Here is a 26,233-nt window from a genome sequence, read left to right as displayed (position 1 = left end):
CTTACAGCGTCGCCGGATAAAACAGCCGGTTGATCAGCCTGCGCACCATCGGCGCCAGTTCGCCCGCCGTGCAGCCGGCGGGGCCGTCGCCGCGCGCGGTCAACGCGTCGGCGGCGAGACCGTGCAGATACACGCCGGCGAGCGCGGCTTCATAGCGCGGTAAGCCTTGTGCAAGCAGTGCGCCGATGATGCCGCCGAGCACATCGCCGCTGCCGCCCGTCGCGAGCGCCGCGTTGCCGGTTGGATTGACCGCGAGGCGGCCGTCCGGTGCCGCAATCACGGTGCCGGCGCCTTTCAGCACGACGATGCTTGCAAAACGCTGCGCGAGTTCGCGCGCGGCGGCGAGCCGGTCGCGCTGCACCGTCTTCGCGTCGCTGCCGAGCAGCCGCGCGGCTTCGAGCGGGTGCGGCGTCAGGATGCAGGTGTCGCCGGCGCTCGCGCCGCGCGCGCGCAGTTGCGCGGCGAGCGCGGGGTCGCGTGAAAACAGGTTCAGCGCATCGGCGTCGAACAGTTTCGGCACATCGAGCGCGAGCACATCGTGCAGCGTGCGCGCCGCGCGTTTGCGATGGCCCATGCCGCAGCCGACCGACAGCGCGTCCATCGTATCGAGCGGCAAGTCGTCGAGCTTGTGCAGCATCAATTCGGGATGCGGCGGGTCGTAGGCCGGGCCGCCATCGCCGAGCAGCGCGACGTGCACCTTGCCCGCTCCGCTGAAGAGCGCCGCGCGCGCGGCCAGAATCGGCGCGCCGCACATGCCGGTGTCGCCGCCCACCACCGCGAGGCTGCCGAACGTGCCTTTGTGCGTCGCGGAGTCGCGCGCCGGGAAATGCGTACAGAAGAGTGCGGGCGCGTTCAGCACGGCGCTGCCGGGCGCGCTGCTTTCGATCTCGAGCGGCGCGACGATGACCGCACCGGCGAGGTCACGGCCCTCGCCCATGAAGAGCCCAGGCTTCGCACCGATGAAGGTGACCGTATGCGTCGCCCGTACGGCCACGCCGCCCTCGATCACGTTGCCGGTATCGCTGTCGAGGCCGCTCGGCACATCGAGTGCGAGCACGCGGCCGTGCGCAGCGGGCGCGTGGGGTGCCGCATCAGCGGCGGATGCGCCCGTTCGCGACGGCAACGTGTAGCCGGGCACGCGGGCCCGCTCCGCGAGGCGCTGCGCAAGCTCCGCGAACACGCCTTCCAGCGGCCGCGCGAGCCCGATACCGAACATCCCGTCGACGATCCAGCCGTAACGCTCGAACGACGCAGGCGCTTGCGCCGAAATCGCGACGCCCGCCGCGCGCGCTTCGCCGAGCGCCCAGCGCGCGTCGTCCGGTGTGACTTCAACCGGCATGCATACCTCGAGCGTGATCCCGGCGCGCCGCAACTCGGCAGCGACGACCAGCGCGTCGCCGCCGTTATTGCCCGGACCTGCGATCAGCAGCACCGGGCGCGTGGCATCCGCTGGACCGTCGTGCGCGATCTGTTCGAGCAGAAAGCGCGCGGCAGCGGCGCCGGCGCGCGCCATCAGCGTATGCGGCGGCAAGCCCGCGGCGGCCTGGGTTTCGAGCGCGCGCAGTTCGGCGACCGTGCACAGCACGAGCGGCCGGTCGTGCGGACTGACGAGCGTGGCGGTAGCGGAAGAGGAGGACGACGCAGCGGAAGACGGGGCAGCGGTCATGGTGGCGCTCGGCGACGGTCTGGAGGGAAAGGGCGGCTGGGGCGACGTTCATGGTAGTGGCAATGCGCGTGCCGAGGCCAGCATGCCGGCCGCGCGTGCCATCAACCTGCCGCGTCATCACCCCAAAAACCGCTCCGGCCGCAGCGCCGCCAACGTATCGGCCGGCAATTCCGGTGCGCGCCCGGTAATCAGATCGGCGATCAGCTTGCCGGACCCGCACGCGAGCCCCCAGCCGACCGGTCCGTGCCCTGCAGCGACAAACAGCCGCGGATGCAGCGCATTGCCGACCGCCGGCAGCCCGTCCGGCGACAGCAGCTTGACGCCTTCCCACGGCAGCGCCGCCGAGATCCGCGCCGCGCCCGGCACCCAGTCGTGCGTCGCCTGGCCGAGCAGCGCAAGGGCTTCCTTGGTGAGCGGCTCGGGCAACGGCTTGTCGGTTTCCTTCAGGCTTTGCAGCACCGCTCCACCCGCGATCCGCAGCCGATGGTTGCTGCGCGTGACGGTGATGCGCTTGATCGCATCGATCACCGCCATATGCGGCGCGAATTCCTCGCGCGCGATCGGCGCAACGAGGTTATGCAGCCTCAGCGGATGCAGCGGAAGTTGCAGCCCGACTTTGGCAAGCAGTGGCAAGCTGCCTGCGCCCGCCGCGACCACCACCGCGTCTGCGCCGATCACATCCACTTCGCGCGAGCGCACCGGCTCGCCGACGCGCGGCGCCAGTTCGACCGCCGCGCGCTGGTTATCGAGCCGCAGCGCGGTGACTTCACGCCCGCATTGAAACTGCACGCCGCCTTGCGCATCGAGCGTCTGCTTGACGAGCTTGGCGAACAGCGGGCAATTGGCCGTGCGTTCGTCGCGAAACAGCACGCCGCCGGCAAACGGCGGATCGGCCGGCACCGAGTGTTCGATCGCGACGCACTCAGCGGGCGACAGCACGTGGTGCGGCACTTCGAACTGCCGCAGCAACTCCAGCGCCGGCTTTAGCTGCTCCCATTCCTGCTCGGTGCGCACCAGATACAACTGGCCGCTGAGCTGTTCGAAATCCAGGTTGAAGCGCGATTCGAGCTCGGCGAGCTCATCGCGTGCCGATTCGATCAGCGGCCGCAGCCGCGCATATTGCTGTGCGAACGCGTCAGGCGCCTGCAATGTGCCGATCCGCTTGACGAAGTCGCGCGCGGCGCCGCTAAAGCCGGTCTTGCGGATCACGCCGCACTTCGCCGCCTGCCGGTGCTGCATGAAGGTCGGACCGAACCAGACGTCGAGCGGGGTAGGCAGCACCGTGCCGCCGTGCCCGTAAGTGGCGCCCTGGGCGACCGTGGCGTGCCGTTCGATCACGCATACGCGGTGGCCGGCCGCGCGCAGCTGGTAAGCGGTGGCGACGCCGACGATCCCGCCGCCGATGACTATGACATCCATGTTGAGTTCGTATTGCCCGTGGAACGCGCGACTGCGTGGCGCTCCCCGTTGCTTGACTGCGTGACGTGCGGTGCGGACTGGCTGAAAATGCCGCACCGGTCTGAGGAAACGCCGAATGATAGCAGCCAAACGGGGCAGAGGGCCACGCGCGGCGCGCCGTCGGGCCGGTTCGAAGCAGAGTGCCGCCGGACGCACCAGGCGGCGGGCGAAGCTCAGGCCACATGAGACCGCGCCTTTCCATCGCCTGCTGCCCAGCTTGCACAAACGCGACAAGCGTCCGGTTCGACGGACCATCCGGGTTATAATCCCCGACTTCCCATCGCTCTACGTCGCCTGCATTGCGCGATCCACGACGCTTCAAGCGAGCGACGCAACGTCAAGTCCATGGCCCACTTCTCGTGTTTTCCCGGCGCTTCGGCCCTCTCTGATTTCCGTCAAACCCGCCTGCTCGAGACGCTCACGCGCATCGACCCGAACATCACCGGGGTGCGCGGCCAGTTCCTGCATTTCGTCAATGCGCAAACGCCGCTCAGCGCGCAAGACAGCGCAAGGATCGAAGCGCTGATGCATTACGGCGATCCGTTCGATGCAGGCAGCGAGCGCGGCAGCCAGGACACGTTCCTTGTCGTACCGCGTTTCGGCACCGTGTCGCCGTGGGCGAGCAAGGCCACTGACATCGCGCATCACTGCGGCCTGACGCAGGTGCGTCGCATCGAGCGCGGCATCGAATACACGGTGACGCTGAAAAGCGGCCTCGCCGGCCTGCTGGGCGGCAAGAAGGCGCTGTCGGACGAAGCGCGCGCGGCGGTCGCGGCGGCACTGCACGACCGCATGACCGAAAGCCTTGCCGATTCGCGCGACATGGCGATGCACCTGTTCGACGAACTGCCGGCCAAGCCGCTGCAAACCGTCGACGTGCTCACGCAGGGGCGTGAAGCGGGCCGCAAGGCACTTGAGGCGGCTAACGCAGAACTGGGCCTCGCGCTCGCCGAAGACGAAATCGACTATCTGGTCGACGCATTCACGAAGCTCGGCCGCAATCCGACCGACGTCGAACTGATGATGTTCGCGCAGGCCAACAGCGAACACTGCCGGCACAAGATCTTCAACGCACAGTGGACCATCGACGGCGAGGCGCAGGACATCTCGCTGTTCAACATGATCCGCAATACCGAGAAGCTGAATCCGCAAGGCACGATCGTCGCGTATTCGGACAACTCGGCGATCATGCAGGGCGCGCAGGCGGAACGCTGGTTCCCACGCGGCGCGACCGTGCAAGACGGCGCGCCGGCCGAGCGCTACGGCCGCCACGTCGAGCTCACGCACACGCTGATGAAGGTCGAGACCCACAACCACCCGACGGCCATTTCGCCGTTCCCGGGTGCGGCGACCGGCGCGGGCGGCGAGATCCGCGACGAAGGCGCGACGGGCCGCGGCGCGCGGCCGAAGGCGGGCCTCGCCGGCTTCACGGTATCGAACCTCGATCTGCCGGACGCACGCGAAGCATGGGAAAACGCTCGCGACTCGGCTCAACTGGTGGACCATCGCAACAGTGCGGAACAGCACGGTGTATATGGCCGTCCGGACCGCATCGCGTCGCCGCTGCAGATCATGATCGACGGGCCGCTCGGCGGTGCCGCGTTCAACAACGAATTCGGCCGGCCGAACCTCGGCGGCTACTTCCGCGCGTACGAGCAGAACGTCGCGGGCCGCGTGCGCGGCTATCACAAGCCGATCATGATCGCGGGCGGCATCGGCAACATTTCGGATGCGCATACGCACAAGCACGATTTGCCGGAAGGCTCGCTGCTGATCCAGATCGGCGGCCCCGGCATGCGCATCGGCATGGGCGGTGGCGCGGCCAGTTCGATGGCCACCGGCACCAACACCGCCGAGCTCGATTTCGACTCGGTGCAACGCGGCAACCCGGAAATCGAGCGGCGCGCACAGGAAGTGATCAACGCGTGCTGGCAACTCGGCGCGGGCAATCCGATTCTGAGCATTCACGACGTCGGCGCGGGTGGCCTGTCGAACGCGTTCCCGGAACTGGTCGACGGCGCCGACAAGGGCGCGCATTTCGAGCTGCGCAGCGTACAGCTGGAAGAAAGCGGCCTGTCGCCGCGCGAGATCTGGTCGAACGAAGCGCAAGAGCGCTACGTGCTGGCGATTGCACCGGGCGACCTCGCGATGTTCGAAGCCATCTGCGAGCGCGAGCGCTGCCCGTTCGCGGTAGTCGGCAAGGCCACCGCCGAACGTCAACTGAAACTGACCGACGCCGATCTGCCCGAGGCCGGCGCGCATCAACCGGTCGATATGCCGATGGAAGTGCTGCTCGGCAAGGCGCCGCGCATGCATCGCGACGTGCAGCGCGTCGCGCAGACGCTGCCGCCGGTCGATCTGACGCACGTGTCGCTGGCCGAAGCCGCGACCAGCGTGCTGCGTCATCCGACGGTGGCGAGCAAGTCATTCCTGATCACGATCGGCGACCGCTCGGTGGGCGGCTCGACGGTGCGCGACCAGATGGTCGGCCCGTGGCAGGTGCCGGTGGCCGACTGCGCGATCACGACGATGGACTACGCGGGCTTTCACGGCGAAGCGATGACGATGGCCGAACGCACGCCGCTGGCGGTGATCGACGCGCCGGCATCGGGCCGCATGGCGGTGGGCGAGGCGATCACGAACATCGCGGCGGCGCCGATCGCATCGCTCGACAAGCTGAAGCTGTCGGCGAACTGGATGGCTGCCTGCGGCAGCCCCGGTGAAGACGCCGCGCTGTACGACACCGTGAAAGCGATCGGCATGGAGCTGTGCCCGGCGCTCGGCATCGGCATTCCGGTCGGCAAGGATTCGCTGTCGATGCGCACGAAGTGGGACGACCAGGGCGTCGCGAAGGAAGTGGTCGCGCCGGTGTCGCTGATCATCTCGGCCTTTGCACCGGTCGACGACGTGCGCCGCCATCTGACGCCGCAACTGCGCGCGAGCGACGATGCCGGCCAGGCACTCGACACGGTACTGATCGCGCTCGATCTCGGCCGCGGCAAGAACCGCATGGGCGGCAGCATTCTGGCGCAGGTCACGCAGCAGGTCGGCGATACGGTGCCGGACGTCGACGATGCGCAAGATCTGAAGCGCTTTTTCGCGGCGATCCAGGCGCTGAACGGCGCCGGCAAGCTGCTCGCGTATCACGATCGCTCGGACGGCGGTTTGTGGGCGACGGTATGCGAAATGGCGTTCGCGGGCCACGTCGGCGTATCGCTGAATGTCGACATGCTGACGCTCGATCCGAACCACGAATCCGACTTCGGCGACGCGAAGGACTGGGCGAAACAGACCAGCGGCCGTCGCGACGACCGCACGCTGCGCGCGCTGTTCAGCGAAGAGCTGGGCGCGGTGATCCAGGTGCGCGCGAGCGAACGCGACGCGGTGCTTGGCACGCTGCGCGAGCACGGCCTGTCGCAGTGCTCGCATGTGATCGGCAAGCCCAACGAGCGCGACGCGCTCGAAATCTACCGCGACGCGAAGAAGATCTACGAAGCACCGCGCGTCGAACTGCAGCGCGCGTGGAGCGAAGTGAGCTGGCGCATTTCGCGGCTGCGCGACAACCCGGCCTGCGCGGACGCCGAATACGACGCACTGCTCGACGCGTCCGACCCGGGCATCGCGCCGCAACTGAGCTTCAATCCGGCTGAAGACGTCGCTGCGCCGTTCATCGGCAAGGGAGCGCGGCCGCGCGTCGCGATCCTGCGCGAGCAGGGCGTCAACTCGCACCTCGAAACCGCATACGCATTCGATCGCGCCGGCTTCGATGCGCACGACGTGCACATGAGCGACCTGCTCGCGGGCCGCGCATCGCTGGCGGACTTCGCCGGTGCGATTGCGTGTGGCGGCTTCTCGTACGGCGACGTGCTCGGCGCCGGCGAAGGCTGGGCGAAGACGATCCGCTTCAACGCGCAGCTGGCCGACATGTTCGCCGAGTTCTTCGGCCGCAAGGACACGTTCGCGCTCGGCATCTGCAACGGCTGCCAGATGATGAGCAGTCTCGCGTCGATGATCCCGGGCGCCGATGCATGGCCGAAGTTCACGCGCAACAAGTCGGAGAAATTCGAAGCGCGCTTCTCGCTGGTCGAAGTGCAGTCGTCGCCGTCGATTTTCTTTGCCGGCATGGAAGGCTCGCGGATTCCGGTGGCAGTCGCGCATGGCGAAGGCTTTGCCGACTTCTCGCAGCAGGGCGACGCGGCGCGCGTCGCGGTGGCGATGCGCTTCGTCGATCATCGCGGTGAGGCGACGGAACAGTATCCGTTCAACCCGAATGGCTCGCCGCACGGCATCACGTCGGTGACGACGCCCGATGGCCGCTTCACGGTGGTGATGCCGCACACCGAGCGCGTGCATCGCACGGTGCAGATGAGCTGGGCGCCGGCGGCGTGGGGCGCGAGCGGCACGGACGGTAGCCCGTGGATGCGGGTGTTTCAGAACGCGCGGCGCTGGTTGGGGTAGGCGTTTCGCGCTGCCGTTGTTGCGGCGATATTCTGGTTTGTAGAGAAGGGCCCCTGTTGACTAACAGGGGCTTTTTGATTCTGGGGGGGCAGATCTGCCATACGAACTCGAAAAACGGTCAAAACGGGCGAGCGACCTCGAAATAGCTATTGAGGCACTCGAAAATGACTCATTTTTAACGCTGTATGGTGGTAAAACTCGAAATCTAGTTATTTCCCGCCGCTGGGTGGTGTCTCGGGAGCCTCCTGCACAGTGCTGCCCTGACTGAATGCGTCTCCAACAATTTGTTCGATACGGTCGAGAATCCGCTTTGGCAGGTGGCTATATTGCTTGCGCCTGTTCTCCGACAGAATTCCCTTGTTCGAGTGGATCATCCGGATGAGAGCCGATAAATCCTTGTTGGGAAGGTCGAGCTCATCGTCCAGCTGTTGGTATGCCTTGTCGTAACCACTTAGCCACGCCAGCTCTCTCGGTATCTCGTCTTCAACCGCCCGTTGAATCATCCTGTGAAGAAATGAGACCTCTGCCGTCGCGTCAAAAAATCGGTACGCACGGCCGCCGGGCGAGTGGACTACGACGGGCGTCACGTCCCCACGCCGATATTGCCAAAGTTGCGTGACTGGTCGGGAGAAGCCACTCAACACCTGCAGATACTCGGGAATGTTCTTCAGGATGACGGCCGAGACGGGCACCAACGCGCCGCCAGTCAGCGGCGACGAGGGGGCCAGCACGTGCTGGATAAGAAAGCGGTGCAAGCGGCCATTACCGTCGAGAAACGGATGCAGGTATACAAAGCCAAACGCGGCGCAGGCGGCTTTCACGAGCGCATGCTCACATCGAGTCGCATCGTTCACGAACGCTTCCCATCCATTCATCGCGCGGCCCAAGTCCTTCGGCGGCGGCGGGAAAAAGGTGACGCGGCCGACGCCATCTTCAAGCCAGTTTTGCGTGGTTCTGTACGAGACCTCCTGGCTATAGACGTCCCGCACGATCGCGTTTTGCAGACTAACAAGCCATTCTTCACTGACGGTTGCCGTTTCGCCGACCCGCCGAAGCAACTGCACAAACCGCTCCTGTTTATCGGAGCTGGGCGTTTCTTGCTCGATAGCGTAGCTACTTCGGGTTTCCGATAGATACAGATAGTTGACCGCTCGCTCGAAAAGAACCGGATCCGTTACCGTCTCGAGGGTGCGCTTCGCCTGTTCCATCAGTTCCGCGAGATTCGGCGACGCGGATACCGCAGAGCGCCGAACCACAGGACAGAAATCCGCGTTGCCCAATGCGTTATTGCGAACACGAAACTTCTGGTTGTTTGTCGGCTTTGTCGCCGTGACATACATCTTCGCGGGGAACAGGTCGACGTAGCTCGCGGTCGGTGTCGCAGCACATGAAAGCATTTTTCCAGTAAGCCATTCCCAGAGGAAGCAGGCTCTGCGGATCGTGGCCCGATTGGGCGCCGAATCTACCGCGCGGATGAGCTCGTCGGCCGAGACGTGCTCGAACACTGCGTCGATAACTTCAAGGTTGACCCCTTCATGTCGAAGCGCGAATTCAAGATGCCCGACAGGAGAATCCTCGAGCGCGACATTCTTTGGAAACAGCACCTGATTGGGCGCATCGACGCGCCGATTCACGGATGCGCTTGTGGCAGCTGGTGTCTGAAGACGTCGGACGTCCAGCGAAAAGTGCCTGATCAGGTGGTCGTATCCGATCGCCGCCATGAGATGACTCGAAATCCGCTAATTTGACTCGAAATATACTAACAAATTGGCTCAGCAGGCGAAATTTATCGAAATCTACTCACGTGAGCATTGGGACGCAGGCATGAAAAAGCCCCTGCAGTCATTGACAACAGGGGCTACATTCTCGAACCGGAGGGCCGTTTCAGCGCGATGGAGCGAACGGCCCCGCCCGATCTGCCGCTTACTGAATCTTCGCGCCCTTGCGCAGATTCTCTTCAAACGCCTGCAGCTTCTCCTGCTGCATCTGCTGCACGATCTGCGGCTTGACCTGATCGAGCGGCGGCGGCGGGGTTTCGCGCGTGTCGTCGACGCGGATGATGTGCCAGCCGAACTGCGTATGCACCGGCGTATCGGTCATCTGGCCTTTTTGCAGTTTCTCGGCCGCTGCCGCGAATTCCGGCACGAACGCGTGCGGGTCGGACCAGTCGAGATCGCCGCCGTTCTTGCCCGATCCCGGATCTTTCGAGTATTGCTTCGCGAGGTCTTCGAAGCTCGCGCCGCCCTTGATCTTCGCGATCAGGTCTTTGGCCTGCTGCTCGTTGTCGACGAGGATGTGATGCAGGTGATATTCCTTGCCGCCGCCCGCTTCCTTGATCAGCTGGTCGTAACGCGCTTTGACATCGGCATCGCTCGGCTGGTTGTTCTTCACGACGTCTTCGATCAGCGCACGCAGCACCACAGTTTGCTGGGCCACCGTGACTTGCGCCTTGATGTCCGGCCGTGCCGGCAGGCCGCGGCGCACTGCTTCCTGCATCAGGATTTCGCGGTTGATCAGCTCTTCGCGCACCGCTTGCTGCAGCTTCGGCGAATCTTGTTGACCCTGTTGCACGAGCTGCTGGACCAGCGCGTCGGCGCGTGCTTTCGGAATCGGCGTGCCGTTCACCACGGCGATGTTCTGTGCAAAGGCAGGCGCGGCTGCGCACGCAGCCAGCAGGACCCAGTAGCGGGTGGTTTTCAAGGTCATCGGAAGTTTCCTAACGGGGCAGCAAAGCGAATTCTTCTGGCGTGTAAGCCGTGATGGCGAGGGCGTGGATGCCGCGCTGCATGGCGTCGGCCAGCGCATCATACACTAGCCGATGCCGTGCTACGCGTGCCTTGCCGGCAAATGCGGCGGCCACGATGGTTACGCTGTAATGGCCGCCGGCCGTGGCGCCGGCGTGCCCCGCGTGTTGCGCGCTGTCGTCGCGAACGTCGATCGATTGGACCGGCGCCAGCGCCGCCGAAAGACGCGTTTCAATCAGTGCGAGGCGCTCGGCAGGGGCGGCGTGCAGGAATATATCTGCGCTCATGTCACTCTTCCTTCATATATTTCGCGAGCCACAGGCTCTGCGCGACGACGAACACGATCAGGCAGCCCGTCGCGCCGAACAGCTTGAAGTTGACCCACGCGTCGGTCGAGAAGTTGAACGCGACGAACAGGTTCACGATGCCGAGCAGCACGAAGAACACCGCCCACACAATATTCAGTTGGCCCCAGATGCGATGCGGCAGCGTGATCTGCTTGCCCATCATCGCTTCGATCAGGTTCTTGTTGAACACCAGTTGCGACACCACCAGCGCCACCGAGAACGCCCAGTACAACACGGTCGGTTTCCACTTGATGAAGGTGTCGTTGTGCAGCACGAGCGTGGCGCCGCCGAACACGGTCACGACGCCCAGGCTGATCCACAGCATCGTATCGACCTTGCGATGACGGAAGGCGACCCACGCGATCTGCACCAGCGTCGCACCGATCGCCACCGCGGTTGCGGTGAAGATGCCCCAGATCTTGAACGCGACGAAGAACAGGATGATCGGGAACAGATCGAACAGGAATTTCATTGTCGGCTCGGGAATCCGGAAAGGGTGAGGGCCGCATGGTGCCCGCGCGGCAGGGTTCGCGCAAGCGAGTGCCGTACTTGCGCGACGATTGCGGCGATACGGGGTGTCGGGTGTAGTCGGTCGGGTTCCGCCGTGGTTTTGGCCTGACCTCGGCCAGCTAACGCGCACCGCCCAGCGTACGCCCCAGCAAACGCAAGCGGCCGGCCCAGACACCGGACCGGCCGAACCCGCCGCGCTGCATCATGCGCAGCGCATCCAGGGTATTACTTGGGGTCGAATTGTAGCGCAGCCGAGTTAATGCAGTAGCGCAGGCCGGTCGGCGCCGGGCCGTCTTCGAACACGTGGCCCAGATGCGAGCCGCAGTTCTTGCAGCGCACTTCGATGCGCAGCATGCCGTGCGTGCGGTCGGTGCGCTCTTCGATCACTTCGCCGTTGATCGGCTTGAAGTAGCTCGGCCAGCCGCAGCCCGCATCGAACTTCGTGTCGGACTCGAACAGCTGCGTGCCGCACGCGACGCAGTCGTAAATGCCGCGGTCCCAGTGGTCCCAGTAGCGGCCGGTGAACGGACGCTCGGTGGCGGCATTGCGCGTGACCTGGTATTCCATATCGGACAGCTGCTCGCGCCATTGCGCATCGTCTTTTTCGACCGGGTAGGGCACGGAGGGGGAATCGTCGTTCATGGTTTCGTCCTGAAGATCAAGGATGGCGGAATACGGAGCAGGCAGATGCCGTTCGTCGCTCGTCGCTCGCATTACGACGAGCAACTGACTTCCAGCGAAGTCGCCCAATCCGGCGGCAGCGCCGCATATGCGGCATGTTCCGGCTGTTCGTCGAACGGGCGGCGCAGCACCGCTGCGAGCCGTTCCACTTCGGTGAAGTCTTTTTCCTTCGCGTGGCGAATCGCCGTTTCCGCGAGGTGATTGCGAAGGATGAATTTGGGGTTCACACGGTTCATTGCAATGGCGCGGGACGCATCGTCGCGTGCTTCGTCCGACAGACGCTTGCGGTATTGGTTCGCCCATGCGTCGAAGGCCGCGCGGTCGAGAAACAGGTCGCGCGCGGCGGTGTCGCCGCTGGCGTCGTGCTTGCTGATCTGCGCGAGATGGCGGAACGTCAGCGTGAAGTCCGCGCGGTTCGCATGCATGATGTCGAACAGCTGGTTGGCCAGCGCATCGTCGCCGGGGCGCTCGGTTTCGAGGCCGAGCTTCGCGCGCATGCGGCCTTCGAGCGCCGGCGCAAAGCGCGCGCGAAAGCCTTCCAGCACGCGCTGTGCGTCTTCGATTGCGCGTTCGCCGCGCACGCTCTCTTCATGTTGCGCGCCGATTAGCGGCAGCAGCCCTTGCGCGAGGCAGAACAGGTTCCAGTAAGCGACCTGCGGCTGCATCCGGTACGCGTAACGGCCGCCGGAGTCGGTGTGATTGCAGATGTGGTTCGCGTCGAAACCGTCGATGAAGCCAAACGGGCCATAGTCGATCGTCAGGCCGAGAATCGACATGTTGTCGGTGTTCATCACGCCGTGGCAGAAGCCGACTGCCTGCCATTGCGCCATCAGATCGGCGGTGGACAGCACCGCTTCATTGACGAGCGCGAGATACGGATCGTCGGCTTCCTTGCAGGCCGGGTAGAAGCGCTCGATTACGTGATCGGCGAGCGCGCGCAGCGCGTCGATCTTGTCGTTCGAATAGAAGTGCTCGAAATGGCCGAAGCGTACGAAGCTCGGCGCTACGCGCGTGACGACCGCCGCGGTTTCCAGTTCTTCGCGCCGGATCGGCTGATCGGAGCCGATTACGCACAACGCGCGCGTGGTCGGAATGCCGAGATGGTGCATCGCTTCCGAGCACAGGAACTCGCGAATCGACGAGCGCAGCACCGCGCGGCCATCGCCCATGCGCGAATACGGCGTGCGGCCAGCGCCTTTGAGCTGCACTTCGTAGCGCCCGCCCGCATGCTCGAGCTCGCCGAGCGTCAGCGCGCGCCCGTCGCCCAACTGGCCGGCCCAGACGCCGAACTGATGCCCCGAATACACCGCTGCGTAGGGCAGGGTCTCAGCGGGCCAGTCGCGCGTGGTGTTGCCGGCGAACAATTCGGTGAAGCCGGGCTCGGCCGCCAGCGTGGCGGGCAGGCCGAGCAGCGCCGCGGTGTCGGCCGAAAAACCGACCAGATAAGGCGCGGGCAGCGGCGCTGCCGGCAGGCGGGTGAAAAACGTGGAGCCAAGTTGCGCGAATCCGCCCGTGCGCGGACGGGCAAGCGCAGACTCGATATCGCCGGGCGTTGCCAGCGAGCCGGACTCGGCGGATTCGGGGAGATCTGCGACGTATCGGGAAAACGACATATTGAGCGCCTCTTTAATTGTCGATATTGTAAATCCGCGTCAAATGCGCTGCTGGCCACCTACTTGCTTCGCATAAGTTGCAGCCGCTGCCGGCGCGCGCCGCAAGGGCACGCGCAACAACCAGCGCCACGAAAACAAATCGAGGGAGACAGGCCCATGACGATGACGACGCCGCCGTTGCAAGGACGGATGATGGACGTGCCGTTGCTGGTGTCTTCGCTGATCGCGCACGCAGCGCGATATTTTGGCGCGGCGGAAATCGTGTCGCGGCGTATCGAAGGCGATCTGCATCGCTACACGTACCGCGATTGCGAGACCCGCGCGAAGCGGCTCGCGCAAGGGCTGATGGCGCTGGGCATCGCACCCGGCGAGCGGGTCGCGACGCTGGCGTGGAACGGCTATCGGCATCTGGAGACCTATTACGGCACGACGGGCTTCGGCGCGGTGTGTCATACGATCAATCCGCGGCTCTTTCCTGAGCAGATCGCGTTCATCATCAACCATGCGGATGACCGCTACGTGCTGTTTGATATCACGTTCGCGCCGCTGGTCGATCAACTTGCGCCGCAGTGTCCGAATGTGCGCGGCTGGATCGTGCTGACCGACGACGCACATTTGCCCGATATGCGCACGCCGGTGACGAGCTATGAAGCGCTGCTCGCACCGCACGACGGCGCATTCGACTGGCCGACTTTCGATGAGCAAAACGCATCGTATCTCTGCTATACGTCCGGCACGACTGGCCATCCGAAAGGCGCGTTGTACACGCATCGTTCGACGGTGTTGCACGCGTTCGCGGCTTCGCTGCCGGATGCGATGGGTTTGTCGTCGCGCGATTCGGTGTTGCCGGTGGTGCCGATGTTTCATGTCAACGCATGGGGCATACCGCATGCCGGGCCGCTGACCGGTGCGAAGCTGGTGCTGCCGGGCAAGGATCTGGACGGCAAGTCTCTGTATGAGTTGATGGAAGCGGAGGGCGTGACTTATTCGGCGGGCGTGCCGACTGTGTGGCTGGGTCTGCTCGCATACCTGAAGCAGGCGGGCGCGAAATTCACGACGCTGCAGCGCACGGTGATTGGTGGCTCCGCGTGTCCGCCGGCGATGCTGCGTACCTTCGAGGACGACTACGGCGTCGAGGTGATTCACGCGTGGGGTATGACGGAGATGTCGCCGCTCGGCACGCTGGCAAAACTGTCGTGGGAAGAATCGCGACGTGCGCCTGACGAGCAGCGCAAGCTGCGCGAAAAGCAGGGGCGCGCGATGTATGGCGTCGACATGAAGATCGTCGGCGACGATGGTCGCGAGCTGCCGTGGGATGGTGTGGCGTTCGGCGATCTGCACGTGCGCGGGCCGTGGGTGATCAAGCGTTATTTCCGTCGCGAAGAGTCGCCGCTGGTCGATGGCTGGTTTCCGACTGGTGATGTCGCGACGATCGATCCGGACGGCTTTCTGCACATTACCGACCGTAGTAAGGACGTGATCAAGTCCGGCGGCGAATGGATCAGTTCGATCGATCTGGAGAACATCGCGGTTGCGCATCCGGCGGTGGCGGAGGCGGCTTGTATTGCGGTGGGGCATCCACGCTGGAATGAGCGGCCGTTGCTGGTGGTGGTGAAGCGCGCGGGTATGGAGGTCTCGCGCGATGAACTGCTCGCGTTTTACGACGGCAAGGTCGTGAAGTGGTGGATTCCTGACGATGTTGCATTCGTCGACGAACTGCCGCATACGGCGACGGGCAAGTTGCAGAAGCTGAAGCTGCGCGAACTGTTTCGCGAGCATGTGCTGCCATCGGTGTTGGCCGACGATGAGTGTCCGCTAGACATAGATAGAACTCTGAAGTAACTCAAGATAAAAACTTGGCGCGCGTGGTTGATCGGGATACCTACACGGCACCCTATACTTTCGATGCCGCCAACACATCGGCGGGTCGGGTTTAGCAGCCTGAAAATCTTACCCACCACGCGCGCACTGTGCCATGCAGTGTCGCGTTTTGCCTCTGCACGTCTATGTCAATGGGCGGGCCGTGGCAGGGAGACCTTTCGGGGTCTGCCGGTTATATGGTGGTAAGTTCCGGTCTGCTAACCCTGTCATCGTGCCCGCTCACCACCTGTGTGTGATGCGGGCTTCCCCTTGACAGCGGAGGACGCAAATTGAGCAGTAACACCCCAGCCATGTCGTTCGAAGAGTTGAAGCTTCGCAACGAGTCACTGCACGACGCCGGAAGGCGCGCGCTCGAGACAGTCAACCGCTATCAGTCGAACCTGAAGAAGATCGCTGCGCTTGCACGCTCGATCGGACGCATGGATGTGTTCGAACCTGACCGGGCGCAGTTGATTGGCGCACTCAACGATGCGGTGGATGCTGCCACGCTTGAGGTTGATGGAGAGATCGTCATGATCGTAGCCAATCTGTTGCGTGGCTATGGGATCGGCGAATGTGTGGCACCTGCCGCGCGCACGCACGCGCTGCATTGATAAAGCATTGTGAGGTAGAAGTCATGAGCAAGCACACGGGACAATCGACGTCCGCCAAACAGCACAAGATGCGCTACGAGCATCTGGAGCGCTTCAGTCTCACCGCACTTGATCATGCGGTACGCGCTAGCGAGCAAATGGCGCAGATCAGCGAGCTGCTCAGCACGGTCGTTCACGATGAGCGGCTTTCCGCTGAACGGAAGGTGGTGTTCAAAGGGCTTGAAACCCTTGCACGACACTATGCTTCGGAGGCTCGCATGGATATGGAGCATATGAGCATCGCGCAGATGAGGCATACGTCGCGATGGAAAGCGTTTAAGAAAGGCAAGTAGCGGGGTTGGTATCTGGAAATGAAATGGACAAACAGGCCATCAGCCGTTGGTAAGAAAGGGCTGGTGGCCTTTTGATGTCTGGACTCGCGAAGCTGTCACCTCGCCGATCGTGACACGAGCGCGTAAGGTGTAGGTTGATTGTTCATCTAGTTCAAACGTCGCCAGATCGAAATCGGCACATCGCCATTTGGCCGTGGCGTGACGCGATAGCTTAGCTCATCGCCTTTAAGCTCGTAATTGCGTTTCTGCTGTTGCCCTTCCCAGTTAGGAAATGAGGCATTCTGAATGTGAAACGTCAGCGTTCCGTCAACTGGGTCGACGCTTACCGTGCCGAAGTGCGTGCTGGAACCCATGACAGCCGCTTTGTACTCGTCTGGCGTCGCAGCACTCTTGTCCGCCGACGCGAATGGAGCACGTTCCGCCTTGAAAATCTGCAGCGAGTAGTGGCCTTGCGCATCGATAAGTAGCAGCCCCTTGGGCGCGGCACCGTAGTCACGTGCTCGCGAGCCATCGGGATGCTGGACATCGGCCGCCACCAAAGTCCACGTCCCCGCTAGCGAAGGCGCGGCGCTGTTCGCATCGGCGCGCGCGACAGTCGCCAACAACATGCATGCTGACGCGACCGCACCCAGCATGCCGCGTTTGAAAATCATCTCGCCATTCATACCGTGAATTTCTCCATGACCTCGTTTAAATACGGTTCGTCTCAAGGCTTGATCGAGACATCCGTGGCATGCGCATCGGCGATCAAACGTGCCACTGATAATAGCCAGACGAGCGTGTAATGAATGCGATAATCCGACGTCATTTCTTCAGAAAAACTGAACCATGCCGCTGCCTAACCTCGATATGGACGCGTTGCGGACGCTCCTTACGACTCAGCAATTGGGCAGTCTGAATCGCGCAGCGGAGCGGGTAGGCCGCTCGCAATCGGCAGTCAGTCAGCAGATGCGCAAGCTGGAGGAACAGGTCGGCCACCCTCTATTTCGCCGCCGAGGACGAGGCCTGGTATTGACCGAATCCGGCGATCTGATCCTTTCCTACGCGCGCCGTATTCTCGATCTCAACGACGAAGCCGTTCGGGCAGTACGCGGCGCTTCCGTAGAAGGTGTGGTGCGCTTTGGCCTGCCGGGGGATTTCGCCGAGACCTGGTTGCCATCTGCGCTCGGACAATTCAAGAAGACCCATCCTGCAGTTCGCGTAGAGGTTGCTGTCGAACGAAACGGCATGCTGCTCGAACGGCTAGACCGCGGCGAACTCGATCTCGTGCTCGTGATGGGCTATGAAAGCCGCCCCGACGCAGAACACCTTGCGACGTTGCCAATGACATGGATCGGACCCGTTGAAATCGAAATCGACCTGGGCTCTGGTTTTCCGTTGGATCTGGCTTTATACAATTCACCGTGCTTCTTCCGTCGCGCCGGTATCGATGCGCTTGATAGCGCGAATATCTCGTGGAGATTGGCCTATACGACGGCTAGTCTTCAAAGCCTTTGGTCAGGGGTCGCAGCAGGTCTCGGCATTACGTTGAGAACGTCGGCCGGAATCCCCTCGTCACTCAAACGGCTCGGGGCGAAAGAGGGGCTTCCGCCACTCCCGTCGGTCGAGCTCTGTCTGCACGCCGGACACCGGGACATTCCACCCGCGCTCGCACAACTCAAGCGTGTCGTGATCGAGAATGCGACAGCGAACCTCAGCTTGTAAGCTGCGAAACCCGCCGGTTGTCCCACCTGGGAATAAACGTAAACCTCGCGCGTTATCGCTGTGAGGAGACGTCCTTTCTTTCCCTCTCCGTCCATCTGTCACCGGATGCCCCATCGTCGGGCAAAATTTTTTCCCTATTTTGGAAATGCCATTTCCCGAATAGGCCATCTTCCAGGAGGAGCGACCCATGGTCGAAGCAGCAGAAGTAGCGGTGTTGGGCGGTGGTCCGGTCGGGCTGTGGCTGGCCTGCGAACTTGCGCTCGCCGGAACAAAAGTGGTCGTATTCGAGCGGCGCCCGCAACGGGTCGTCGAATCTCGCGCGCTGACGCTACACGGCCGGTCGCTCGAAATGTTCGCCTCGCGCGGACTCGCCGACCGGTTTCTCGCGCTCGGCCGCAGCATGCCGCGCATGCACTACGCCGCGTTGAACACCCAGCTCGACCTGACAGTCTTCGAAACGCGCTATCCCTTCACGCAGCTTCTGCCTCAAGCCACCACCGAACGGCTGCTCGAAGAGCGTGCGATAGAACTCGGTGTGGACCTACGTCGCGGCCATCAGGTGGAATCGGTCACACAACACGCAGACGAAGTACGCGTCGAAGGACACTGCACAGCAGGCGCATTCACATGTTCCGCACGCTATGCCGTCGGCGCAGACGGCGCGCGCAGCGTCGTGCGTCGTTGCGCGGATATCGCATTCGACGGCTATCCGGCGTGCAACACAATGATGGTGGCCGACGTCGCGTTGCATGCTCCACCCGACAACAACGCGCTGCTGACAGCCAACGAAGCCGGCGCGATGATCGTCTTGCCGCGTGGCGACGGCGCTTATTATCGCGTCGGCATGCTCGACGCGTCGCGCAGCAGCGTATCCCCGGCCGAGCCGCTGTTGCTGCCGGAACTCGCCGCGTCGATGGCGCGGGTGGGCGGCCGCGATTTCCAGCCGCACGACCCGTTGTGGCTGTCGCGTTTCACCGACGAAACTCGCCTTGCCCGGCAATTTCGCAAGGGCCGCATTCTGCTGGCGGGCGATGCGGCGCATATTCAGGCGCCGATGGGCGGGCAGGGCCTGAACGTAGGTCTGCAAGACGCGATGAACCTCGGCTGGAAGCTTGCCAGTGTCGTGCGCGGCACTGCGCCCGAAAGCCTGCTCGACACCTACGAGCGCGAGCGTCTCGCCGTAGCGTCCGCGTTCCAGGACAACACGCTTGCGCAACTCGCGCTGTTCTCGCACTTCGATCCGCCGACGCTGCGGCTGCGGCAAGTACTCGACGAAGTGCTGCGATTCCCCGACGTCAACCGGCGCCTCGCACAGGACATTACAGGCTTCGGTGTGAACTACCCCGACCCGCTCGACACCGCCCCTGAAGGCTGGAAACACGTCGACGGCGTAAGCGGCCATCGTCTTCGCGATTTGCCGGTCACGCTGCAGGACGGGACAGTGACATTCGCGTGCGACCTGTTGAAGCAGGGACACTGGATCTGTCTGCAGCTCACATCCGACACGATTCCGCTCGATGACCCGCGCACGATCCGAACCGTCCACTCCGTACACGGCGGCGACGATTTCTATCCGGATCTGGCCGCACTGCTGGTGCGACCCGACGGCTACGTATCGCACGTCCGCCCAAGGCCCAGATAAGCACCAGATAAGCACCAGAAAAGCGCTTCCTTGCGGCAGGTTTCGAACCGTAATGCGAAGCGCCGTGCATTGCGTACAGATTGCGATGAACTTGAAATTGACCACGCGCACGCTCGCGCTTCTAACAGCCATCCGCAAGAAATACGCAGTAACCCGAAGGTAACTTGGCGCGGCCCAATCTGGCCTAAGCTCCGTGACTTGCATCGTCATGGAGTGAATGTATGGTCCCGCCCTCCGCCGTTGCGATCGATTCTTTCAAAGGCTTCGAGCTGACCGAGGACGGGCAATACCTGATCCTGAACAGCAACCAGCCCGACCGGATCGCATTGCATTGTTCGGTGATGCACGAGCTACTGGCGGCATTGTCGAACGCGATCGGTTCGTCCGAGCGCATTCGCCACAAGAAGAAGAGCGTCAAGTTCGCGATGCCTTGCGAAGCCTGGGCGCTCGGCAAGGACGCAGACGGCAAGCCCTACCTGATCTTTACGTTCCGCTTGCCCGGCGGCGCGGAGCTGTCGTTCCAGTTGCACCGCTCGCAGGCGGCGCATATGACCGAGGTGCTTGCGCTGGCCACAGGTCTCGCGAAAGGCGGCGATCGTTCGAAATTGCGGCTGCAATAGATGCGACAAAGGCAATAGAGCACCGTAACAGACCGCTGCAGCAGACCACTGCAGCGCGCCACCCGTCTTCGCTTTGGCACGCACACTGCCGTCGTGATCATGCGATGCGGCCACGATTATCACGTCCGACCGGATTTCTTTACGCTTACCCTGCATGAAGTCACGAATACTACTATCGCGCTGCGCGCAGTCATTCACGTGGGTTAGCTTGAGCGTAGCGGCACTATCGGCGCACGCTGCCGATTCATTCGTGGTTCGCGACATTCGCATCGATGGCCTGCAACGCGTCGAACCCGGCACGGTGTTCTCGTACCTGCCGATCAAGAAAGGCGACACCTTTAGCGACGACAAGGCCTCCGACGCGATTCGCGCGCTATACGCGACCGGCTTTTTCAACGACGTGAAAGTCTCGGCCGAAGGCGACGTAGTGATCGTGACCGTGGCCGAGCGGCCCGCCATCGGCACGATCGATTTCGCCGGCATCCACGAGTTCGAGAAAGACAATCTGCTGAAGGCGCTGAACGCGGTCGGCCTGTCGCTGGGCCGCTATTACGACAAGGCACTGGTCGATCGTGCCGAGCAGGAGTTGAAACGCCAGTATCTGACGCGTGGTTTCTACGCAGCCGAAGTGTCGACCACGATCTCGCCGATCGACCGCAATCGCGTCGGTCTGCTTTTTTCGGTGATCGAAGGGCCGAGCGCGAAGATCAGGCAGATCAACTTCATCGGCAACAAGACGTTCAGCACCAGTACGCTGCGCGACGAGATGCAGCTGTCGACGCCGAGCTGGTTCTCCTGGTACACGAAGGACGACCTGTACGCGAAAGAGAAGCTGACCGGCGACCTCGAACATATTCGCTCGTACTATCTGGATCGCGGCTACCTCGAATTCAACATCGAGTCGACCCAGGTGTCGATCACGCCGGACAAGAAGGATATGTACCTGACGGTCACGCTGCACGAAGGCGAACCGTACACGATCTCGAGCATCAAGCTGTCCGGCAATCTGCTCGACCGGCAGCCCGAGTTGCAGAAGCTGGTTACCGTGAAAGCCGGCGACCGCTTCTCGGCGGCAAAGCTGCAGGCCACCACCAAGGCGATCGTCGACAAGCTCGGCGAATACGGCTATGCGTTTGCCAGCGTCAACGCGGTGCCGCAGATCGATCAGCTGACGCACAAGGTGGACCTGACGCTGCAGGTCGACCCGAGCCGGCGCGTCTATGTGCGGCGGGTCAACGTAACCGGGAACGTGCGCACACGCGATGAAGTGGTGCGCCGTGAAATGCGGCAGCTGGAAAGTTCGTGGTTCGATTCGAGCCGTCTTGCGTTGTCCAAAGACCGCGTGAACCGTCTCGGCTATTTCACGAACGTCGATGTGACGACGGTGCCGGTCGAAGGCACCGACGACCAGGTGGATGTGAACGTCGACGTGACCGAAAAGCCGACTGGCGCGATCACGCTCGGCGCGGGCTTTTCGTCGACCGACAAGGTGGTGTTGTCCGCGGGCGTTTCGCAGGACAACGTGTTTGGCTCCGGGACGAGCTTGTCGGTGAACGTGAACACCGCAAAAACGTTCCGTACGCTGACGGTCACGCAGGTCGACCCGTACTTCACGGTGGACGGCATCAAGCGCATTACGGACGCGTACTACCGCACCGTGCAGCCGCTGATTTTCTCGACCGATTCGAGCTTCCGCATTATCACGGTCGGTGCGGATACGAAGTTCGGCATTCCGTTTTCGGAAGCGGACACGGTATTCTTCGGCCTGGGTGTCGAGCAGAACCGGCTCGACGTCGATGGGCAGACACCGACTGCGTACCTCGACTATGTGAAGGAGTTCGGCCATGTCGTCAACAACGTGCCCGTTACGGTCGGCTGGTCACGCGACAATCGCGACAGCGCCCTCGTGCCGAGCCGCGGTTACTTCACGCAGACGAACGCCGAATACGGCACGCCGGCGGGTAACACGACGTATGTGAAGTTCGATGCGCAGGCGCAGTATTACTACTCGTTTGCGCGCGGCTTCGTGCTGGGCTTTAACCTGCAGGGCGGTTATGGCAAGGGGCTCGACGGCCAGGCGTTCCCGATCTTCAAGAACTACTTCGCGGGCGGTATCGGATCGGTGCGCGGCTACGAGCCGAGCTCGCTCGGACCGCGCGATGCGAGCACCGGCGACCCGATCGGCGGCTCGCGGATGGCGGTGGGGAATATCGAGTTGACGTTCCCGTTGCCGGGCACCGGGTATGACCGGACATTGCGCGTGTTCACGTTCTTCGATGCCGGCAACGTGTGGGGTGATCCGGCGCAGGGCGGGACGACCACCGGGTCGAATGGCCTGCGGTACGGGTACGGTGCGGGCCTTGCGTGGATCTCGCCGATTGGGCCGTTGAAGCTGAGCCTGGGTTTCCCGCTGCAGAAGCATACGGGGGATCAGTATCAGAAGTTCCAGTTCCAGATCGGGACGGCATTCTGATGAGCCGTCTCCCGGGGTAGTCGGTGATGGGCCAACCCGGCCCATCAACCTCACCACTTCACTTCACTTCATCCGTAGCGGTCTCCGCGACCGTTCCGCTCACGCCTCCAGCCGCCCCTTCCTCGAGCACCTTCGCCGGCACCGGATGCAGATCCCAGACAATGCCCAGCATCGCCAGCACGCGCAGCACGTAATACGTCAAATCCAGTTCCCACCAATAAAAACCAGCCCGGGCCGCGTTCATATAGCGATGGTGGTTATTGTGAAACGACGCGCCCATCGTAGGGATCGACATCAACCACGTCAGATTGGTGGTGGTATCGGGCGTATCAAAACGCCGGTTATTCAACCAGCTTGGCTTGCGGGCATGCGCAAACGTATTCACCACGAAGGTCGAGTGCAGCGACAGCAGCGTGCTCAGGAAGAAAACCCACACCACCGCACTGATGCCCAAACCCGTTCGACCCAATAAAGCGGTGTATTGACCGACCACGTAAATACCCGCGAGCAGCAGATACGGAAACAGATAGTGGTATTTGTTGATCCACACCAGTTCCGGAAAACGCGCGAGATCTTTTACGGCATCGAGATCGGTATTGAGGTTGTCCTGATCCATCAGCCAGCCCATATACGCGTACATCGAGCCGCGCTGCACCGGGGAGTGCGGATCGCCGGGCTGATCGGAGTGGCGATGGTGTTTGCGGTGATTGGCCGCCCACCAGATCGGCCCGCGCTGGGCGGCCGCTGCGGCCATCGCGGCAAGCACGAACTGGAACACGCGCGAAGTCCGAAAAGCGTGATGGGAGAAATAACGATGTGAGCCGGCTTCCCACGAGAACACGCGGATAAAGAAACTCACGATCGCGGCAATAAGGAGCGGCCACGTGAACGGCACGATAAACACGGCCAGCGACGCAATATGCACCAGATAGATGCGAAACCTGACTACGGAAAGACTCTCGGCCTGCTGAATCCCGGTCGTTTTCATGACGTCAGGCCCTCGAGCCAAGGCACTGTATTTTTGCCGCGATGGTTTGGTCGAACTTCACCCCGAATTCCCCTTTTGAACTCATTGTAATTTTCACGCTATTGGGCGACTCCGCGCTGAGGTCGACGGACAAAATGCCAATTCCGACATGACCTTGGCGACGCGATCGCGATTGATCTCGGATCATCGAGAGAACAAGGTATTGATGTCAAGTTTTTCGCGCCGGAATTTAAAACGTGATCCGATGCGCATACTGTGGACTACGCCCGTAGCGCCTCTCTTGAATTGAACGCTCGTTCTTTTCTGTGTATGCTGCGTGTTCACCGAACGAATGACGGACAATAACAACCCATTAGAACGTGGTTCGATCGCAGTCCGGCCAGGCGCGCGCAATGCGCGGCTCATCGCAGGGAGACACGCAGATGGCAGTCGATTACACAACTGATGACGGCATCGCCGTCATCACGCTGAACAATCCGCCGGTCAACGGCCTTGGGCTCGACACGCGCGCTGGCATCGTCGCCGGGCTCGAGCGCGCCCAAAGCGATCCGGCGCTTCGCGCGATCGTGCTGACCGGCGCCGGCACGGCGTTCTGCGGCGGCGCGGACATCACCGAATTCAACACACCGAAAGCGACCCAGGAGCCGACGCTCGGCACGGTGATCAAGCTGCTCGAAGGCAGCGCAAAGCCGGTGATCGCAGCGGTGCACAGCGTGGCGATGGGCGGCGGACTCGAACTCGCGCTCGGCGCGCATTACCGGATTGCCGCACGCGGCGCACAGATCGCACTGCCGGAAGTGAAGCTCGGCCTGCTGCCGGGTGCCGGCGGTACACAGCGCCTGCCGCGCGCGATTGGTCTCGAAGCCGCGCTGAACATGATCGTGTCGGGCGCGCCGGTGCTATCCGACAAGCTGGCCGGCACAGGCCTGTTCGATGAAGTCGTGGATGGCGACCTGATGCGCGCGGCGCTGGCTTTTGCGCATCGCGTCGCGGCACAGCCCGGCCCGCACCCGAAGGTGCGCGAGCGCAGCATCGAGCATCCGAATGCAGCCGGTTTCCTGCAGTTCGCGCGCAACAGCGTCGCGGCCGTCGCGAAGCATTTCCCTGCACCGCATAAATGCATCGATGCGATCGAGGCGGCCGTACTGAAGGGCTTCGACCGCGGTCTCGCCGTCGAGCGCGAATGTTTTGTCGCGCTGGTGCAAACGCCGGAAAGCCGTGCGCTGCGCCACGCATTCTTCGGCGAACGTGCGGCCAGCAAGATCGCCGACGTGCCGGCCGATACGCCGCTGCGGGAGATTCGCGAGGTGGCCGTGATCGGCGCGGGCACGATGGGTGGCGGCATCGCGATGAACTTCATCAACGCGGGGCTGCCCGTCACGCTGGTCGAGACCAGCCAGCAGGCGCTGGACCGCGGCCTCGCGACAATCCGCAAGAATTACGACACGAGTGTCAAAAAAGGCAAGCTGACTGCGCAAGCCGTCGATGAACGTATCGCGCTGATCAAACCGAGTTTGTCGTACGACGATGTGCGTGAAGCCGATCTGATCGTCGAAGCCGTATTCGAAGAGATCGGCGTAAAAGAGCAGGTATTTCGCCGCCTCGACGGCATCGCGAAACCCGGCGCGATTCTCGCGTCGAACACGTCGACGCTCGATCTGAACCGCATCGCCGGCTTCACGCAGCGGCCGCAGGACGTGGTCGGCCTGCACTTCTTCAGCCCGGCGAACGTGATGAAGCTGCTCGAAGTGGTGCGCGGCACGCACACCGCGAAAGACGTGCTCGCCACCGTGATGAAGCTCGCGAAGAAGATCAAAAAGACGGCGGTAGTCGCGGGCGTCTGCGATGGCTTTATCGGCAACCGGATGATCGAGCAGTACATTCGTCAGTCGCTGTTCATGGTCGAGGAAGGTGCGCTGCCCGCGCAGATCGACAAGGCGATCGAAGCCTTCGGCTTTGCGATGGGGCCGTTCCGTATGAGCGACCTCGCCGGCAACGACATCGGCTGGGCGATCCGCAAACGGCGCCGCGCGGAACATCCGGAATTCCGCTATCCGACGATTGCGGACCGCCTGTGCGAACTGGGTCGCTTTGGCCAGAAGACCGGCGGCGGCTGGTACGACTACAAGCCGGGCGACCGCACCGCCTATCCGTCGAAGGTGACGGCCGACATGATTGCCGCGCATCTGCGCGAGGCGGGCAGCGAGCGGCGCACGATCACCGATGAAGAAATCGTCGAGCGGCTCGTGTATGCGCTTGTCAACGAAGGTGCGAAGATTCTCGACGAAGGCATTGCCGCCAAAGCATCGGACATTGATATGGTCTATCTGACCGGCTACGGTTTTCCGCTGTGGCGCGGCGGCCCGATGCTGTATGCGGATACCGTCGGGCTGTTCAACGTCGAGCGCGCGATCCGCCGTTATGCGCAGGCGCGCAACGGCGATGCGTGGGAGATTGCACCGGGCCTCGTCGAACGCGCCGCGCAAGGGCGGCGCTTCAATCATTAGCCGCGCCGTAGCGCGC

The 26,233-nt window shown here is 62.9% G+C and carries 19 protein-coding genes; 9 read left to right on the top strand and 10 right to left on the bottom strand.

Going from position 1 to position 26,233, the window contains the following annotated elements:
* Position 1 precedes the first annotated feature (1 nt).
* Both ACYVNQ_RS33985 and ACYVNQ_RS33980 read right to left on the bottom strand, forming a co-directional pair.
* Positions 2–1,666: an NAD(P)H-hydrate dehydratase gene (locus ACYVNQ_RS33985; RefSeq protein ID WP_460909394.1), complete on the bottom strand. Its 1,665-nt coding sequence runs from the start codon at positions 1,664–1,666 to the stop codon at positions 2–4.
* Positions 1,667–1,783: 117 nt separating this feature from the next.
* Complete coding sequence (locus ACYVNQ_RS33980) at positions 1,784–3,085, bottom strand: FAD-dependent oxidoreductase (protein ID WP_460909392.1); 1,302 nt, start codon at positions 3,083–3,085, stop codon at positions 1,784–1,786.
* 384 nt (positions 3,086–3,469) lie between these two features.
* On the opposite strand from ACYVNQ_RS33980, the gene purL reads away from it, so the two are divergent.
* Complete coding sequence (gene purL / locus ACYVNQ_RS33975) at positions 3,470–7,582, top strand: phosphoribosylformylglycinamidine synthase (RefSeq protein WP_460909390.1); 4,113 nt, start codon at positions 3,470–3,472, stop codon at positions 7,580–7,582.
* 209 nt (positions 7,583–7,791) lie between these two features.
* Here the strand turns inward: purL and ACYVNQ_RS33970 are convergent, their stop codons facing one another.
* From ACYVNQ_RS33970 to ACYVNQ_RS33945, 6 genes are all read right to left on the bottom strand, one after another.
* A complete protein-coding gene (locus ACYVNQ_RS33970; RefSeq protein ID WP_460909388.1) occupies positions 7,792–9,303 on the bottom strand; it encodes a Fic family protein in 1,512 nt (503 codons plus the stop codon).
* A gap of 202 nt (positions 9,304–9,505) precedes the next feature.
* Positions 9,506–10,288: a peptidylprolyl isomerase gene (locus ACYVNQ_RS33965; protein WP_460909386.1), complete on the bottom strand. Its 783-nt coding sequence runs from the start codon at positions 10,286–10,288 to the stop codon at positions 9,506–9,508.
* Between the two features lie 10 nt (positions 10,289–10,298).
* Positions 10,299–10,613: a BolA family protein gene (locus tag ACYVNQ_RS33960; RefSeq protein WP_460909384.1), complete on the bottom strand. Its 315-nt coding sequence runs from the start codon at positions 10,611–10,613 to the stop codon at positions 10,299–10,301.
* Position 10,614: 1 nt separating this feature from the next.
* Positions 10,615–11,145, bottom strand: a complete 531-nt coding sequence (locus tag ACYVNQ_RS33955; RefSeq protein WP_460909382.1) for a septation protein A — start codon at positions 11,143–11,145, stop codon at positions 10,615–10,617.
* Positions 11,146–11,408: 263 nt separating this feature from the next.
* A complete protein-coding gene (gene msrB / locus ACYVNQ_RS33950) occupies positions 11,409–11,825 on the bottom strand; it encodes a peptide-methionine (R)-S-oxide reductase MsrB (protein ID WP_460909380.1) in 417 nt (138 codons plus the stop codon).
* A gap of 71 nt (positions 11,826–11,896) precedes the next feature.
* Positions 11,897–13,477, bottom strand: coding sequence for a protein adenylyltransferase SelO (locus ACYVNQ_RS33945; RefSeq protein WP_460909378.1), 1,581 nt, complete (start codon positions 13,475–13,477; stop codon positions 11,897–11,899).
* Between the two features lie 156 nt (positions 13,478–13,633).
* Here ACYVNQ_RS33945 and ACYVNQ_RS33940 point away from each other — a divergent pair, with 156 nt between their 5' ends.
* From ACYVNQ_RS33940 to ACYVNQ_RS33930, 3 genes are all read left to right on the top strand, one after another.
* The gene (locus tag ACYVNQ_RS33940) at positions 13,634–15,319 is read left to right on the top strand and encodes a 3-(methylthio)propionyl-CoA ligase (RefSeq protein ID WP_460909376.1); all 1,686 of its coding nucleotides are present in this window, start codon (positions 13,634–13,636) and stop codon (positions 15,317–15,319) included.
* A gap of 329 nt (positions 15,320–15,648) precedes the next feature.
* Positions 15,649–15,951 (top strand): hypothetical protein, encoded by a 303-nt coding sequence (locus tag ACYVNQ_RS33935; RefSeq protein ID WP_460909374.1) that lies wholly within the window; start codon positions 15,649–15,651, stop codon positions 15,949–15,951.
* 23 nt (positions 15,952–15,974) lie between these two features.
* Positions 15,975–16,283: a hypothetical protein gene (locus ACYVNQ_RS33930; RefSeq protein WP_460909371.1), complete on the top strand. Its 309-nt coding sequence runs from the start codon at positions 15,975–15,977 to the stop codon at positions 16,281–16,283.
* A gap of 146 nt (positions 16,284–16,429) precedes the next feature.
* Here ACYVNQ_RS33930 and ACYVNQ_RS33925 read toward each other — a convergent pair whose 3' ends face one another.
* Positions 16,430–16,948 (bottom strand): lipocalin-like domain-containing protein, encoded by a 519-nt coding sequence (locus ACYVNQ_RS33925; RefSeq protein ID WP_460909369.1) that lies wholly within the window; start codon positions 16,946–16,948, stop codon positions 16,430–16,432.
* Positions 16,949–17,111: 163 nt separating this feature from the next.
* On the opposite strand from ACYVNQ_RS33925, the gene ACYVNQ_RS33920 reads away from it, so the two are divergent.
* The 4 genes from ACYVNQ_RS33920 to bamA all read left to right on the top strand — a co-directional run bounded on the left by ACYVNQ_RS33920 (position 17,112) and on the right by bamA (position 22,722).
* Positions 17,112–17,987, top strand: a complete 876-nt coding sequence (locus ACYVNQ_RS33920) for a LysR substrate-binding domain-containing protein (protein ID WP_460909367.1) — start codon at positions 17,112–17,114, stop codon at positions 17,985–17,987.
* A gap of 187 nt (positions 17,988–18,174) precedes the next feature.
* Positions 18,175–19,629, top strand: a complete 1,455-nt coding sequence (locus ACYVNQ_RS33915) for an FAD-dependent monooxygenase (protein WP_460909365.1) — start codon at positions 18,175–18,177, stop codon at positions 19,627–19,629.
* Between the two features lie 221 nt (positions 19,630–19,850).
* A complete protein-coding gene (locus ACYVNQ_RS33910) occupies positions 19,851–20,249 on the top strand; it encodes a hypothetical protein (protein WP_460909363.1) in 399 nt (132 codons plus the stop codon).
* A gap of 154 nt (positions 20,250–20,403) precedes the next feature.
* Positions 20,404–22,722, top strand: a complete 2,319-nt coding sequence (bamA, locus tag ACYVNQ_RS33905) for an outer membrane protein assembly factor BamA (protein ID WP_460909361.1) — start codon at positions 20,404–20,406, stop codon at positions 22,720–22,722.
* 58 nt (positions 22,723–22,780) lie between these two features.
* Here bamA and ACYVNQ_RS33900 read toward each other — a convergent pair whose 3' ends face one another.
* On the bottom strand, positions 22,781–23,710 hold the full coding sequence (locus ACYVNQ_RS33900) for an acyl-CoA desaturase (protein ID WP_460909359.1): 930 nt from the start codon (positions 23,708–23,710) through the stop codon (positions 22,781–22,783).
* A 422-nt stretch (positions 23,711–24,132) separates the two neighbouring features.
* On the opposite strand from ACYVNQ_RS33900, the gene ACYVNQ_RS33895 reads away from it, so the two are divergent.
* The gene (locus ACYVNQ_RS33895) at positions 24,133–26,217 is read left to right on the top strand and encodes a 3-hydroxyacyl-CoA dehydrogenase NAD-binding domain-containing protein (protein ID WP_460909357.1); all 2,085 of its coding nucleotides are present in this window, start codon (positions 24,133–24,135) and stop codon (positions 26,215–26,217) included.
* Positions 26,218–26,233: the final 16 nt, after the last annotated feature.

Source organism: Paraburkholderia jirisanensis, assembly GCF_054782355.1.
Note: the sequence above shows the minus strand (reverse complement) of the source record. Positions and strands in the feature narration are given on the sequence as shown.